Genomic DNA, 17,342 nt, shown 5'->3' with positions numbered 1-17,342 from the left:
TTTTAAATAAAGGAGCATACAGATGTCTCATGATAGACGTTCGATAGTTATCGAAAAAAGAAAATCAAAAAGGAAGAGAAGAATCTTTTTATTTATTTTCCTTCCTATTATCTTACTGACACTTAGCGCCACGGCATATGGAACTTTTCTATATAATAAAGCACAATCAGTTATGGATGATTCCTATAATCCTATAGATCGCACTACAAAGAGAGCATCTGCAGCCCAGCCGGATATAGATAATATTTCAGTTCTATTCATTGGTGTAGATGACAGCAGCAAAAGGTCTTTCAGCACATCTTCCAGATCGGATGCGCTAATGCTTGCTACATTTAATAAAGATTCCAAATCAGTTAAATTGCTTAGCATTCCAAGGGACTCTTATGTTTACATTCCAAAATTGGGCTACCAGGATAAAATCACACATGCCCATGCGAATGGCGGTCCTGCCACCACCATTGAAACCGTGGAGGAGATGCTTGATATTCCAGTCGATTTTTATGTGAAAGTAAACTTCAATGCCTTCATCGATATAGTGGAAGCATTAGATGGCATTAAAGTGGATGTCCCTTACGCTTTTTCGGAGCAGGACTCAAATGATACACCTAATGCCATCAGTTTAGAGCCTGGATATCAATTGTTAAATGGTGAAGAAGCACTGGCATTGGCCCGTACCAGAAAAAAGGATAGTGATATCCAGCGCGGCGAAAGACAGCAGGAAATTCTGAAAGCAATCGTAAACAGAGCTGCATCTGTCGGTTCTATTTCAAAGTATGCCAATGTCATTGAAGCGGTTGGAAAGAATATGGAGACTGACCTAACCTTTGACCAAATGAAGGCATTCCTGAATTATGCAGCAGAAGGATCCTCTATAAATATAGAATCATTAAATATCGCTGGCCAGGATATGTACCTGCCGAACAGCAATGGAAATCGCGTCTATTATTATGAATTGGATCAGGCCAGTCTGGCAGAAATACAGACTGAATTAAAAGGCCATTTAGACCTGAGCGATACAGAACTCGGACAAAACACAACGGATGATGCTGATAGTCAAGAACAGGTTGATAGTCAGACAGAATATCAGACTGAAGCCGAAAGTGAATATTAAAATGCAGAACCCTCCCAGTTCCAGCAGGAATTGAGAGGGTTTTTTATGTGACCTATTTCGGCATAAAAAAATACAGCCCTATAAATGCTGTATCAGTTTTAATTGATGATATTTTGACTTTTTGAATAGACTGGACTTATAAGGTGATGTAAAAGTCGTGCATAGGATTGTATTATAAGTTAAAAACCAAAACTGATGCCAAATAATCTTCATTTTCTTGACCATGTTATCACTCCTTAAGTTCCTTTACATAAAAAATAACATGGGATTGTTAAGCCAATATGATGCGAATGTTAAGAAAATTTTCAGATTTTTTTACATAAGTCCATTTGCACAAGCATAAAAATAAGCAACCTTATAAGGCTGCTTATTTTTGTTTATCTATTTTTAGCAGAGGAAGCAACTCTGCTTTTCAGCCTTTTTAATAGCGGCTGATAATCCTTCCCCACCAGTCCAATCACTTCCGCAAATAATTCAATTAAAAGCACGATGACTGTGATGAATAATATCGCACCCCATACTTTTGCCTGAGAAAAAATGATAGCGGCAAGACCGAAAAAGACTGAAATTGCATAAATCATCAAAACCGTTTGCCTGTGTGTAAACCCTAAATCCAATAAACAGTGATGCAGATGAGATTTATCTGGTGCTGATAAAGGTTTTTTATTCACAATTCTTCTGATGATCGCAAAAAATGTATCTGATAGCGGCACACCCAAAATCAGAATCGGAATAATAAACGAAATCACTGTGACATTTTTGAAACCCAACAGGGAAAGCACTCCAATGATGTACCCCAAAAAAAGGGCTCCGGTATCACCCATGAATATCTTTGCAGGATGAAAGTTGTAGAAAAGAAAGCCCAGTGTACTAACTAATACAAGGGCAGAAACAGCGATAACATAGGTATTCCCCATGATGATCGCCATACTGGAGATGGTGATCAGTGCTATCGATGATACACCAGCTGCCAACCCGTCTAAGCCATCAATCAGGTTGATTGCGTTCGTTACACCGACAATCCACAGGACTGTAATCGGAATGGCAAAATAACCAAATTTAATTTCTCCGCCAAAAGGGGTATTGATGGAGTTAACATCCACTCCGCCCCACAAAACAACAATTAAGGCAGCTGCAATCTGGACAATTAGCTTGATCTTTGCAGATAGCTCATACTTATCATCCAATACACCGAGGATGACGATCAGCAAACTGCCCACAAGTATAGGAATATGGTAATCCTTGTCTGGCTGGAAAATGAGCATTCCAAGCAAAAAACTGATATATATCGCGAGCCCGCCTAATCGGGGCATTACTTTTTGATGAACTTTTCTATGGTTGGGCCGATCAGTAGCTCCTATTTTCAACGCCAATTTTTTTACAAAAGGGGTCATAATAACAGAGCATAAAAAACATAATACTAAGGTCAAGTAAAACATAAAGACCCTCCTTATGAGTATAATGCCCCTATTTCACTTTCGGAATCAGGCATATTTTTCCTAAACAAATGTATGTATATACCGAGCCTAATTATATCATACATCTGCATCAATTAGCTTTTTTATTTTGGTCTAGCTTCCAAGCAATTTACAAATTTTTCGGTAATTCCCTTCATCCTGATTCCTTATTTCGACATGAACTAAGCATTTCCTTTAATAAGACGTTAAAGATGCCATAATAGTTACATGATTTAGTGTTTTTTCAGTGACCCCTCACCCATTTTATTTCCCTTCACCTCCTTCTCGAAAAATCGAATAGCTTTTTGAGCCGTGTTACCCGCTTCCTGCTGCAGATACCCGATTTTTTCCTTTAGATGCACGGATTCAGCACCCTTATTTCGCAAAGCGGTTCTTACCGCTTGTGAAAGAGATGATCCATCCCATCCTTCCTCCATCACATGACCTGCTACAGGCTGTCCGGCAATCTCGGCAAATGCTTCGATTTTCGGATCATATGATAAAGCAATAAATGGAGTATAGGTGATCGAAGAAAAAATAAGCGCATGCAGCCTCATTCCAACCAGCACATCCGACTTGCCGATGATGGCTATTTTTTCTTCAATGGAGGCATCATAAGGAGCAATATAGCTTTTCTCCTTCATTTTTTCAGCTGTTTCTTTTGATGCTCTTTCATCATGTTTGCCGTGCATAGGGACAAAGACAACCTGGTTTCCGTCCTGGGCTAAGGAATCTAAAGCATTTGCCATCTTTTGTTTATAATCCGAGGAAGAAGGCCAATCTCTGACTGATACTGTAACAGCAGAACCGGTAAACGCCTGCTTCTCCCACCAGGTGCTGTTCTGCTCTGCAAGCTTAAGACCTAATACAGGATCAGGCACAATCTCAATTGAATTTTGGACTCCAATTCTTTCGAGCAGCTTTTTCGATGCGAGGTCGCGTACCGTTATTTCCGTTTTTCTTAATACTTTTTTGACAACAGCCCTGCTGATAGGATGGTGCAGGGGACCGATTCCTTGCGCATAGATAAATACCGGTTTTCTGATGAGATTAGCAAAATGAATTACGCCTGAGTAATAGGGGATCGACCTAAGTTTCGTCTCATCCTGCAGCAGACTGCCCCCTCCACTTATCAAGCCGTCAGCAGCAATTAGTGCTTTACATACTTCTATTACGCTCCAGCGGTCCACTGCCTTAACATTGTAAGTTTTCTCTGTAAGTGGAGGGTTATTCGATAGCACAGTAATATCCATTCCTGGTTCTTTATCCCTTAGTGCCTGTATGATCGAATAAAGAATCGCCTCATCTCCTACATTATCGAAACCATAATAACCTGATAGAACCACCTTCATTTATTAACACCTCAGTTTCCATTTCTTCTCGTAAATAGACCGTCCTTGGTTAAATAAAAAGATAAAAATCAGGCCGATCCCTAACCCTAATGCAAGGCTGTAAAAAGTCCTCAGAAGTGAGATATAGAGAGGTATATGCAAATGGGTAAAGGTGTTAACAATTGATAAATACCCGATAACACCAGGTATAAGCAAATACGAGCCAATTTTTTGATGATGAGGATAGAGGTAAAGCGCCAGCACAAAGAACGGGAAGCCAATCAGAAACTCCTTCGTTCTCGGCCTTACATACATGACCTCTTCCAGCCATTGGCGAAAAGCCAGTTCAATGGATGATACGCTCCCCGCATTTCCAGTACGGCTTATATAGTACAATCCGATAACGGCTAATAAGCCTATCACGGCTAAATGCCAATACTGAACCTTCATGCTCATGATGCCCTTGAGGTCCCGCAAAAGAGCATAAACCATGACAAACAGGATTGGTACAAGGTAAGTCAGCTTAACTCCGCGGAACGCTTCAATTTTCACCAAGTATTCATTTCCATTCAAAAGTGAAGTAATAATGATAATGCCCGCAAAGCTGATTAGAGCCGCCCGGCCATATGGCAGGAATATCCCTTTCCTATTTTTTGCAGGGAGGACCGCAAAAATCGGCGTAATAACGGCAACCAGTAAAGCAAGCCCCTGCAGGAGGATATGAGCCTTCAGCCAAAAGGCTGCGGCCGCAAGTAAAAACATGCCTGCAAGCGATGCATAGAATAATGCCTGCCTGGAAAAAATCATTTGTACTGCAATGGATATAAAAAGGACAGCTGCCATCAACGCTGATAATTGACTCCATAATGGGACAGATATGGAATCAAAAACCTGGGCCTTCCCCGGTTTATAGTGAGCTGGCATTTGGCTATGTATTGCCTGAATAAACTCTTTTGTATTGAAAAGCGCTTTTTCAGGTTCTTCCCCCTTCTCCATTCGAAGGAACAGCGAGCGGATATTCCTTTCCTTTACGGCCCGAACAGCCCTATCCACGCCTTCCTCCATGCTCGGTACTGCATTTAAATCAATGCTGTGCAGCCGGATCATCTCAAAATCCATCGCTCTTGCCACTGTACCGATTCCACGCTGATCGGAGAATTCAATGGCATAAACAGCTATATTCTCATCCTTCAGCTTTTGTGCAAAGCTTTTGATCTTCTCTGCGTCCGGGTAGCCGATGACTTCTACACCGGAAATCAAAAGGCGATTTGATTTCTCATCTGAAAAATCAAGCAGCTGATTGAGTACAAAGGGGTCTTTTTCATCCAGGGAATTAGGCATGCGAAAAACGACTGAAAGATCTGCTTTCTTAATTTCATCTATAATTTCTTCTCTATATCCAATAGGCGTTCCATTGAATTGGTCACTGTTCAATGCAGGAAAATGAGTAAATTCCTTGTCTCCAATTCTGACTGTTTCTGCTGCCTGGAAAACATTTGTAAGCCGGTCTGTAAGCTTATTTTCATTTTGTATATGTATATATGCTCCTTCATTAGACAACCGATCAACCGAATTTTCCACTTCACTATTCAGGATAGACATCTCCTGGATCCTTCCGCCGGTCAGGACGTTAATATCCCCTATGTCCTCCAAGCTATTTAAAGTCTCAGGCTGTATACTGACACCATGCAGCCCAGCATCTTTCAAATCCCGCAATACATCCTCCAATTGCAGGCTGGGATCCTTAGACACCAGTGATTGAATATCCTGAAATGGAATAATCGTTTCATAATTCCGATTATTCCATTCAGCCTGGTGCCTCTGCATAAGGCCAGGCAGCGTTAAAAGAAGAGACAGAATCAATAAACCAAAAACAGCTTTTTTCAATCTCGACATCCTTTCAAAGAAAGCACCGAATGCTAATTTGTTCCTTTTGACTTCCATTTGTTCAATAAAGGCATAGAGGCGATTTCAGTTCTATCAATACCTCTCGTAATAATTAAAAGGATAAAATAGGTGAAAGCACCTGCTATAACGGCAGACCCGGAAAATAACAAAGCTTTCATTCTGCTCCAATGTTCAATATCCGCATAAAAAACTAAAAGACTAATGAACCCGCCCATAATAATGGAAGAAATCACGACAGCGGAATCCTTCCATTTCCAAACAGGGAAAGGAACTGCCTTCTTAATAAAAATAGTATTGGCAATAAAAATGACCACATATACGGCAAGTGTCGAATAGGCTGCCCCGATTAGGCCAAACAGGCCGACCAGGATAATGTTCACTGCCGCTTTCAGAATTACACCGCAGACAATAATATAGGCAGCCTGCTTGGCCAGATTGATTCCCTGCAAAATCCCGGTACCCAGTACAGTTAACGAAGTAAATACAGAGCTGAAGCCGATGACCGCCAGCACAGCGCTTCCTTCCAGGTCTTTAAATAGAGCCAGGTTTAAAGGAAGACTTAATGCCAGCAGCCCGAATGCTGCGGGCCATGACACAAGATGCGTCAGACGGTGAGTTCTCTCCAGGATCCCACTTGCCTTTTCGTAATTCTTTTCAGCCAGCGTCTCTGTTAATAGAGGGATAAGCGGAAGCACGATCGAGCTTGAGAACACAGTAGCAATTTGAACAAGCGACAGCCCCCGCCCGTAAATTCCATACATATAGGTAATATTTTGGTCAATATCTGTTCTCTTTAGACTATATGGAATGGTCACAGAATCCACGAAATTCAAAAGCGCCATTGTGATGGCCCCAATACAGATCGGCAGGGAAATATAGAGAATCGTTTTTCCTGTACTCAAAAAATCCCTGTATGAATAGCGAAATCCTTCTGATTTGGGTTTTAAAGAAGAACGGGCAAACAAAACCCGCAAATAAACTGCGGAAGCTGCAGCCCCTAAAATGGAACCGGCCATAATGCCAGCAGACACCGCCACATCGGAATAATTTCTTTCAACGAGCACATAAGCAATCATCAGGATAAAAGCCACCCGGATAAATTGCTCGAGCACCTGGGAAACAGCTGTTGGCCTAATATCCTGAAAGCCTTGAAAATACCCCCTGTACACAGCCATATACGGCGCTACCAGAAGAGTGGCCGAAACAACAATTAAGGCTAAACGGGTGCTTGCGCCGCCCAGTACCTCCGCTATCGGGGCTGAAAAGCTGCAGATAAGCGTAAAGCTAGTCAGACCAAATAAAACAGCCAAAATCACCGCAGTGATATATATTTTATATATCTTCTCCCGATCCCCATGCACATTTGCTTCAGAAATCAATTTGGAAATAGCAATCGGAATACCGGCAACTGAAAGAATCAGAGCGACCATGTAGACAGGATAAACTAAGCTAAATATACCAAGCACTTCATCTCCGGCAATATTCTGAAGCGGAATGCGAAAAATGCTGCCAAGTATCTTTGAAGCCAGAGTGGCAATGGATAAGATTAAAGTGCTTTTAATAAACGTTTGCTTCATGCTAGCTTCTTGCTTTCTGGGCTAAAATCTTGAAAGCGAATCTCGGCAATGCCATCATCCGTCCAAGACGGCTTGGCTGCTTTAACAGTCTGTAAAACCACTCAAGATTCATTTTTTGCCAGATTTCAGGCGCTCTTTTCACGGTCCCTGCAATGACATCAAAGCTGCCCCCGACACCGACAAACACACCTTTGTCAAATTGATGAATATTTTCAGCAATCCAGTTTTCCTGTCTTGGCACACCTAAAGCCACAAAAATGAGATCCGGCCGCTTTTCAGCAATTTCCTGCTGAATATGTCTGCTTTTCCAATCAAAAAACCCATTATGCGAACCGACTAATTTTAACTGAGGAAATTGATTTTCAATGTTCCTTTCAGCTTTCTCCAGTGTTTCCTGCCTGGCCCCCAGCAGGTACACACGGTGCTGATGCCGGTCCGCTAAATGAAGCAAGTCCATCATCACATCAAAGCCTGCTACCCTTTCAGGCAGCGGTTTATTTAGCAGCTGAGCCGCCTTTACGACACCTATTCCGTCTGCTGTAACATAGGTCGCCTGTTCCACCACCTTCATATACGAAGGTTCTTCATTAGCTTTCATTACAATTTCAGGATTTGCCGTTATCACAAAAGCTTTTTGTTCCGCATTTATATGATGCTGCAATTGATCCACAAATTGAGAGCGGGTTGTATGAACAAAAGGAACACCCAAAATGTCCACGTGTTCTAAATTCATAAAAAAACTCCTTGTCATCTTAAATTTTCCCCATTAATATACCACAAAAGATGAACGGCCAATAATTTGTACAATATAGCTTATTGACAAGGATTGAATAATAAATATTCCACAGCGCAGTGAGAATTCACAAAAGTAAAACATACTCCCCTTAAGTAGATTATGAAACCTCCAAGCCGTTTATATCTTAAGAAGTACTTTTTAATAGAATATTTGATAAATAATATGAAGTAAACAAGTGAGGAAGAAGTTTACGAATATTAACAGGGGTGTAATATCAATATAAAAATATTTACAATGAGAAGATTTTTATTTCAGGGAGATGAACGGCAGCCTGAATAGGTAAATGTGCTTTAAAAATAAAGAAAGAGCATGGGGTAATAACTCTCCCATGCTCCATTTAAAATACTTATTTATATTGGACAATTTCGAAATGCAATATTGGATTGTCCAATTTCTCATACAAACTCTTTAAATTTGGAACCTGCTTAACAGCCCATCCCATATCGGTTGCATATTGTGGCAGCCATCCGTTATTGTCTGTATATTTATGATTCCATCTCATTTTATACAGAGTATTTTGTCCTCTTTCAAAATAACTGTTTGATATAAATTGGGCTCCTCCAATTATCGCCTTTTCCGGAGAAGTCCACCCGGCGTTATAAGCATGGAAAGCTCCTAATCTTTCAGGATCAATGTCTTTCGCCCCAATTCCAAACATGTTATAGGCCACTTTAATATCCGTTAAGCTTGACCTGTTGCTGCTTGTAACTAAGGCCAGTTCACCTTTGCTGTTCTTTCCTACTTCTATACCAGTTGCTAACGGAGAAATTCCATGCCCAGTCTCCAGTAAAGCATGTGATATCAAATAGATTTCATTTACTGAATGAGTTTTCCCTGCTTCAATAAAGGCTTGCCCTTTTCCGTCTAGTATCCCTTTACCTAAGAGCACTTTATTCAATTCAGCTGCAGAAACACCAACACTCTTATCAAGAAGCAGGTGCTGAAAACGGTCGTTCTGAGAAGGGTCAAGATACTTAATAATATCTGATGATTTGGCATTTCTCCAAACAACGTTATATTGGATCTCATACCATACATTGCTGCCGCTCACTGTCGAACCTGATAGTTTTCTTACAAGCACATATTCAGAACCCGCTGATGCAATTCCATAGCTATGACTGCTTGTAGTAGCAGATTCTCTTATGTTGGAAGAACTCTTAACCACAGCTACATTTGTTATCTCCACCAATGAACTATGGACATATAATGTCTTCCCGTTATAACTGATTTTGAACCAGATGTTGCTTCCACTGACAACGGTTCCCTGAACTTTCCCCAGGATAGTAAAGGTTGTTCCTTTTTTATATGTTCCGTACACATTGCTGTCATTGTCAAGGTTTGGGGAAGTTCTAATTCTCACACCTTCTGTTGTAGTAGCACCTTTTTCCACAATATCAGCCAGGCTGCTATGAATAAATCCATTCGCATTGCGATACGAATCTGTTTGCGGTGGCGGATTTAACTGTAATTGCTTATTCACGGCTTCATTGAGAGTAAGGCCATACTGTGTATAGGAAACAATATTAGACGGCTCATTCCTGACATCACTAACATTGATATAGCCAGTATGTGCTTTTCCGTTAACATAGACCGTGGCTTTATGCCAGGAAGCAGTAAATGTCTGTACCTTAAGCTCACTTCCAATATTATAGGATTTGAGAACAGAGGCATTCCTTGATGCATAAGTATACACATTCACTTTGTCTGAACTTCCCCACACCGTAAGGGTGGCAGGAGACTTCACACTGTTTTCCACGTCACTTGCTTTTATATAGCCAGTAGTCTTCTTCCCATTAATATAAACAGTTGCTGAATACCAGCCTGTTACAAAAGATTCATATTTTAAAATACTTCCTTGTGCATAGCCCTTTAAAGTGTTCGAGCCAGTTGAAGGGCTTTGATATACTTTGGTAGGCGCTGTTAATCCGACACCAATAAATTGCTCCGGATTGGTTATCGAATTTTGCACGTCCTTCGTTTGTATATAGCCAGTTGTTTTCTTGCCGTTAATATACACGGTAGCTGAATACCATCCAGTTATAAAAGATTGGTATTTTAAAACTGTTCCAGCCGGATAAGACTTTAAAGTGCTGGAGCCGGCTGATGGGCGCTGATAGACTTTGGTTGGAGATGCCTTCCCAACTCCTGAGTAATTCACAGGACTCTGAACAGCATTTTCCACGTCTGATTGTTTAATAAAACCCCTGGTAGCTTTCCCTTTAATATATACAGTTGCTTCGTACCAGCCTGGTATTAAGGTAGAATACTTTAAAACTGTTCCGGCAGAGTAACTTTTTAGGACTCTGGAAGCTGAATCAGCACTAGAATAAACACTAGTCGGCTGTTTTAAAGCGACACCCTGTAAATCTATACGTGCTGATGCTTGCTCCACATCGGTTCTGCTTATATAACCAATTGTTGCAGCACCATTGATATATACAGTTGCCTCATACCAGTCAGAAGTTAATGTTCTAAACTTCAATACACTGCCTAGAGGGTAGGATTTTAAAACGGCAGAGCTGCGTGATGCTTTTGAGTAAACATTAATAGGTGATTTTATACCTACTCCAGTAAGATCACGTTTCGTTTGAATATTTTCAACATCTGATACTTTGATGTAACCAACTGTCGCTTTACCACTGATATAAACGGTTGCCCGATGCCATTCAGCTGTATATGTCTCATATTTTAGCAGCGTTCCCTGTTCATAGCTTTTAAGAATGCCAGAGCTGGCAGATGCCTGCTTATAAACATGAGTTGGATTAGCTACCCCAATCCCCTGAAGACTTTTCGATGCAGTACTCATTAATGTCATGGTTTTCGAAGCGGATTGTATATTAGCTTTTTTGATAGTTACTTCAGTCTTGGCTTGTTCTTCAGTCTCCATTATTGGATCATGGTCTGCTTCTTCACCTTCTGCTGCAATAATATCTCCAGCATCTGACTGTTCAGGACTGGGCATATTGTCAGTATTATCGGCCTGATCAGCTGCTGGCTGCTCAACTCCTTCTTCTGAAGGGAGAGTTTCCTCTTCTTCTGTGTTGCTGACTTCTTCATCAACCGGAAGGCCCATGTCTGAATCATCCTGTACATTTTCAGAAGCTTCCTCAGAGGTTATCCTGCTGTTTCGGAATTCATCCGCTTCTAAAACATCTACCACTTGGGCACTCTTTACATATCCATTCGAGGTGGTGCCGTTTTCCAGATCGACATGCTTTACATATGTAAATTCCAGTCCTTCTTCTAAAATCGTAACTTCAGTGTCATCCTCTAAAAGGATAACGATCTCTGATTCAATAGACTTATCTTGATAAAGTTCAACTTCGCTGCCTATTTTTTCGGAAAATACTACAGCTGTTTTAGGTTCTTCACTATCCGCTGCAAATGCCTCTGCTGGTTGAATGAATGCAGACTGCAATAATAATAGAAGAGCAAGAAAATAAAAATTAAATAATTTTACTGCTTTTTTCACTAATTGTATCCCCCATGTTAATCGCTTTCGCCTCACATGTAAGAACACATAAATAAGGTTTTTTCACTTATCAATGAATTTTCAAATGTCTTATTAAGTTCTTAACATGCAGGAAAAGAGCGCCTTTTTCTTAAATGGCCTACTTCATCGTTTACCTACTTACCAGTGACTGAGTATGTTTATTTTTTGACCTCCTATTTTTAGAAATGTATAAATTGCCAGTATTTCTATCCTACTACTAATCTACCAAATTACGACAAAATCTTCCACCCTTTTTAAAATACGAATTAAAATATGTAAGTTTTTTTACAAATCATACATTTACTTAACATGATTTAAGGTCTTATTTCGTGAATTACCCTTGATTAAATATACACAGCAGAGTTAAAACTATATATGTGCATTTATGTTATAATTTCGACAGAATCTTTTATAATACGGCACCTATAATGATAAGTTTAGGAGAGAAAACTATGGATGCTCCATTTCGCAAAAAAGCAAGAGAGATACTTCAGCACAAAAACTGTGAAATAACAAATCATCCTCACAGCCTGAAAAATAAAATCTTCGGTAAACGAAAAAAAGTTACAGTAGTTACTGCAGCTTATAATGCCGAAAAGTTTATTAGCAGAACAATCGATTCTGTTATTAACCAGACGCTGGGCTTTGACCAAATTCAATTAATTATAGTAGATGACCACTCCTCAGATAATACAAAAAAAATTGTGTCGGAATATTTGGCAAAGCACAAAAATATCTGTTTAGTTTCACTGCATGAAAACACAGGATCTCCGGGCACACCAAGAAATATAGGGATAGAATTGGCTGATAGTGCCTATATCACCTTTTTAGATGCAGATGACTGGCTGGCTCCCGGGGGGCTGCAAGAATTATGTAATATACTTGATGATACGAATGATGACTATGCAGTTGGTAAAACCATTAAGGTTCAGTCTGCTTCACAAAGCATAATTGGGGAATTTGCTTCCGTAAAGGAAAGACGGAGTATATCTCCATATGATGTTCCTCACTTCTTCTACCATATGGGACCTACCGCGAGAATGGTTAGACTTTCTCTAATTAAAGAGAATGATCTTGGGTTTCCCGAAATGGTTTTTGCAGAAGATAAATTATTTTTCTTTGATGTATTGTTTAATGCTCAGGCTGTATCGACAGCCACTAAACCAATTTATTATGCTAACCGTACAGATGAGAATACCGGCTCTTTAACCAGGGAAACCAATGTATTGGACAAGAGAAGATCTGATTTAAAAGTAATAGAGTATATCAAGTCAAAGAATTTGCCTCCTGAATATGAAAAGGTTGCGCTTAATAGGATTTATGAATATGATATCGTCCGAACATTTGACAGTATGCTCTTCGTTAATTCCAAAGAAAAACATGAATTTCTCGATATTTTAGATACTGCTATAGAAACGACAAAAAATCTTCGATATGATTTCCGGGATTCATTCCATACACCATTGTATAAGGAAGCGGTCAATTTATATATGGAAAACAGGACCGAAGATTTTATTAAACTTTTTACCTGGTTCAAGAAGGATAAAAACAAAAAATATGCTGTGATCAACAATTTGCCTTACTATGAAGTCCCATATTTACAAGGTGAAAAAAAGCATATAGAAATTCCGATACTGGCAAGGGCATCAGATTCTTATATCATTGATAATATTTATTATCAGGATGTAGAGGTTTATGGAAGAGATATCAGCCACATTAATTCGATATTAATACGTGACCGCAATCGGGTAGATAATGAAATACTTGTTGATTTCGAATGGAAAGATAGTAACTTAGGATATTTCAAAGTAGACCTTAATTCTCTGGATAAATTATCTGACTCTCTATTCACTATATTTATAAGATACAACGAATACCAAATCACAAACATAAAGAGAATATTGAGCAACCAGATATCCTATAAAGACAGGACGATCAAATTCTATACCACCATTGCAAACAATTTAGGCTTGTCAATTAAAGCAAAAGAATAGTACCACTCAGCCATTTGTCATAGCTTTCACAACCTTGGTTATATTAAACTTAAGACGCTTTAAAGGAGATTTAAATTGATTTTTTACGCAACAAAACTCAGAGCAATAGCTATAATAGGCGTGCTCTTAATACATATTTGCGCACGCCTTGTTACACAGGATGTAGGCACATTTAATTGGTGGATCGGAAATATTTTTAATAGCAGCAGCCGATGGTCAGTTCCCATCTTCATCATGCTGAGCGGAATGCTCCTCCTGGGGAGAGAAGAGTCCCAATCACTGGTAATTAAAAAAAGAGTAACCAGGATTGCCTGGCCATTTTTATTTTGGTCCTTTATCTATTTTGTTTGGATGTTTCGCTATGATATTGAAGCTTATTCCACAAAAGAGTTCCTAATCCGTTTTTTTGAAGGAAGCATTAAATATCATTTATGGTATTTATACACCATCCTGGGTTTATATCTTGGCATGCCGCTTTTCAAAGCACTGGTTCATTCAAAAAAAACGGATATTCGATACATAATTGCCATTTCATTTTTAATCAGTGCCATTTTTACAACCATAGCTTATTTGTTTAATCTGAAGCCAGCAGGCGGCTTCGAGCTATTTTTGGGTTATGGCAGCTATTTTTTGTTAGGTTATTATGCAGCAAATACTGCAATATCCAAGAAATTATCTTTATTCATATATTCGGCAGGTATTATTTCCTTGCCGGCTACTATATTGGGAACATGGGTAATCAGCAGCAGACAAGACACCTTAAATCAAGTGTTTTATGAATACCTATCTATCACAACTCCATTTGCAGCTATCGCTATTTTCCTTTTCTTAAAGCAATATGGAAACCAGTCTTGCAGTACAATTACTAGCATTACCGCGAAATACAGCTTTGGTATATATCTCGTGCACCCTATATTCCTGGATATTTACAGAAGCAAGGAATTTATCGCCATGACCGGAATATCGCATGATTCTACACCTGTTTTTTATTATCTGGCATTTATGCTGCTGGCAGTATACGCTTCGAGCCTTTTAACTACGATGCTCATACACAAAATCCCTTATATAAGGCGTATAGCATGATAAAAACCTCCGGAAAATTCCGGAGGTTTTTTATATTATCTTACCACTATCGATCTTCTATCAAATGAATCAAAAACTAAATTAAATTTACCTTCACTTACTGAACTTACCCTTTGACTGCCTACAGTATCCACAAATAAATACTGATTTGCAGACTCATTATAACCTGTCAAAGCGATAACATGATACTCAACCGGTGCATAAAGACGATTCGCGCCTGAATAATACCATTTCCATCTGAGCGGCCTGAATTTGTGTACGACCCATACAAGAACAGGATTTCCCTGACGCAGTTCAGACTTTATTTGGGATTCACTGATCCCATTAATGACTTCACTATCAGGCCTGTATTTTTTCGCCTGGGCAATTAATCCTTCCGGGTAGATTAGATTAGGGTCTCCCTGCTGGCTTCTGAAAGGTGAGCCAACATATCCTTTATATGGGTTGCTCGCATAGGTCATCGTTTTGCCCATATATGTTTTATCCAAATTATACCCTTTAAAGTTTAAAGCCTGTGTTAACGAGACCACTGAACAGCCCCAAGGCATGCCGGGATTTTGCATAATTTTAGGAACATAAAGGCTCATGCTCTCAAGCCTGCTCCAATGAGCTCCATATCGTGTACCTGAACGGAAGCTATATAATCCTAGATTTTTCTGTGTCCCTTGCTCTCTTAGATTAGCTGAGCTTATGATTCCGCTGCTTGTAATATTAAAGTAGTATTTAATATTTTTGGCCCGATTAGATGCCGTAGTTTTTGGATAGTATTCATAGGCTTTTAAAACTTTGAAAGAATTCTCCTGACGAGTTAATGAACTAGTCATATACCCCGATTCATCATAATTATAAATATATTTGACCTTTGGACCCTGTTTGCCATAAATAGCTTTATCATAATATGAGTAACGGGCAACAATTCTTTTTGAATTCTTTATTCTTTTAGATGACTGATAAACGTACCCTTTATTATTCAAGTTAAAGATATATTCAATATTGCTTCCTCTTGCATTAAAAAGCGTGTTGCTGTAGTACTGATACCATGTAAGGATTCTTTGTGTCCCCTTTTCTCTTTGGGTCGCCTTGATTACATGACCAGATTGATTCAAGTTATAAATATATTTAATATTTTTCCCATGTGTTCCGTAAACCGTCTTTGGATAATATTCATATCTGGAAGTGATTTGCTTTGTTCCTTTTTGCCTTTTGCTGGCTTGTGTTACATGGCCTTCATTATTAAAGTTAAAGACATATAAGATATTGCTGCCATGATTGCCATATCTGGTTTTGGGGTAATAATTATATCTTGCTGTAATTTTTTTGGTTCCCTTTTGACGTTTGCTGGCTTTTTCTATGAAACCTGAACTATTAAGGTCAAAGATATAAAGAATATTATCTCCATGATTGCCATACTCAGTATTCGGGTAATATTCATACCAGGAAATAATTCTTTTTGTGCCTTTTTCACGCTTAGTGGCCTTCGTAATGAACCCCTTGGCATCAATGGAGAAAACAAATTGGATATTAAATCCATGATCACCAAACTTGCTATTAGGATAATACTGAAATCTTTGCTGTACCTTCTGGCTTTCTTCTGCTAATTCCGCAGCTTCTGTCACATTGCCGTTACGATCCAGTTCAAAGATATATTTAACTCTATTGTTTTTATTCTCATAATTCGTCTGCGGATAATATTCATAATGACGGATAATTTGTCCTGATTCGTTTCTCTCTGCAGATTCTACTATGTAATCCGCTTTCACATTATATTCCTGCTTCACCCGGTTTACGTGATTTCCAAATACCGTGTTCGGAAAGTATTCAATAAAACCAGCTGTTTCCTGGGTGCCTTGTGCATTTTCTTTTGCATATTCAATAAAATTGTCGGCAGAAATATAATATATGATCTTGATATTGGCCGCAGCATCTTTAACAAGAGTTTTTGGATAATACTCCTGGATACTAACCAACTTCCCATTCTCAAATACTTCAGCATAGATTATCTCTCCGCTGCTGTTCAAATAATACTTAATATTTCCCTCTTCTACAATATTATCTGACAGACTTTTGGAAACAGCCTGCCGGGATGAAGGTAAAGAATTTTCATCTTGAGATTCACTTTCCCCTTCAAGAGCTGAATCTGAATTAAGCTCCTCCTCTTGATTAACGGGAACATTCTCCTCTTCCTCTTCTTTCTGTTCCTCTCCTGAGCCTTTTTCTTCAATGACATCTTCTTCAACTAAATCTTCACCAGCATTCTCGGCTGGGACATTTTGTTCAGAATCAGAAGCAGCAGGCTCATTAGCCGATCCATCAGCATCCTCTGCTCCTGCTTGCGGATCGGCTTCGTTATTTGGATTCACGTTATTAACTGTTTCAGCCTGTACCGCAGGAGCCGCTCCTGTAAATAAGAGTACAAAGCTAAGCACTGATGCTATTATTCTCCTTACCATCTTTTCCTTCCTTCCGGATAATTTCCAATATTTTTCATCATAGCTTATAGTTTACATTAAACCTTAATTTCTTAAAAGTTATTTTACTATTAAATATTTTCTCTATCATAATATGTAATAAAATACAGCCGTGCCAGCAGAG

Annotated in this window: 10 protein-coding genes; 3 read left to right on the top strand and 7 right to left on the bottom strand. The window is 39.2% G+C overall.

The annotated features are described in order from the left end of the window. Positions 1-22 precede the first annotated feature (22 nt). Complete coding sequence (locus NSQ49_RS14955; protein WP_251284103.1) at positions 23-1,111, top strand: LCP family protein; 1,089 nt, start codon at positions 23-25, stop codon at positions 1,109-1,111. A 377-nt stretch (positions 1,112-1,488) separates the two neighbouring features. Here the strand turns inward: NSQ49_RS14955 and NSQ49_RS14950 are convergent, their stop codons facing one another. The 6 genes from NSQ49_RS14950 to NSQ49_RS14925 form a co-directional block, all read right to left on the bottom strand. Further along, on the bottom strand, positions 1,489-2,550 hold the full coding sequence (locus NSQ49_RS14950) for an MraY family glycosyltransferase (protein WP_251284104.1): 1,062 nt from the start codon (positions 2,548-2,550) through the stop codon (positions 1,489-1,491). 251 nt (positions 2,551-2,801) lie between these two features. After that, on the bottom strand, positions 2,802-3,920 hold the full coding sequence (gene csaB, locus NSQ49_RS14945) for a polysaccharide pyruvyl transferase CsaB (RefSeq protein ID WP_251284105.1): 1,119 nt from the start codon (positions 3,918-3,920) through the stop codon (positions 2,802-2,804). A gap of 3 nt (positions 3,921-3,923) precedes the next feature. Continuing rightward, positions 3,924-5,786: a DUF5693 family protein gene (locus NSQ49_RS14940; protein ID WP_251284106.1), complete on the bottom strand. Its 1,863-nt coding sequence runs from the start codon at positions 5,784-5,786 to the stop codon at positions 3,924-3,926. A 32-nt stretch (positions 5,787-5,818) separates the two neighbouring features. Beyond that, complete coding sequence (locus NSQ49_RS14935; RefSeq protein WP_251284107.1) at positions 5,819-7,384, bottom strand: putative polysaccharide biosynthesis protein; 1,566 nt, start codon at positions 7,382-7,384, stop codon at positions 5,819-5,821. Between the two features lies 1 nt (position 7,385). After that, entirely contained in the window at positions 7,386-8,117 is a 732-nt protein-coding gene (locus NSQ49_RS14930; RefSeq protein WP_251284108.1) for a WecB/TagA/CpsF family glycosyltransferase, read from the bottom strand. A gap of 409 nt (positions 8,118-8,526) precedes the next feature. Next, entirely contained in the window at positions 8,527-11,652 is a 3,126-nt protein-coding gene (locus NSQ49_RS14925) for an SH3 domain-containing protein (protein ID WP_251284109.1), read from the bottom strand. Positions 11,653-12,125: 473 nt separating this feature from the next. Between NSQ49_RS14925 and NSQ49_RS14920 the strand changes: the two genes are divergently transcribed. Continuing rightward, positions 12,126-13,667, top strand: a complete 1,542-nt coding sequence (locus NSQ49_RS14920) for a glycosyltransferase family 2 protein (RefSeq protein WP_251284110.1) — start codon at positions 12,126-12,128, stop codon at positions 13,665-13,667. 75 nt (positions 13,668-13,742) lie between these two features. Then, a complete protein-coding gene (locus tag NSQ49_RS14915) occupies positions 13,743-14,750 on the top strand; it encodes an acyltransferase (RefSeq protein ID WP_251284111.1) in 1,008 nt (335 codons plus the stop codon). A gap of 35 nt (positions 14,751-14,785) precedes the next feature. On the opposite strand, the gene NSQ49_RS14910 is transcribed toward NSQ49_RS14915, so the two are convergent. Beyond that, a complete protein-coding gene (locus tag NSQ49_RS14910) occupies positions 14,786-17,200 on the bottom strand; it encodes a C39 family peptidase (RefSeq protein ID WP_251284112.1) in 2,415 nt (804 codons plus the stop codon). Positions 17,201-17,342 lie beyond the last annotated feature (142 nt).

The sequence above is a fragment of the Cytobacillus sp. FSL R5-0377 genome, assembly GCF_038004385.1.
Lineage (GTDB): Bacteria > Bacillota > Bacilli > Bacillales > Cytobacillaceae > Cytobacillus.
This window is presented reverse-complemented; position numbering and strand designations above follow the sequence as displayed.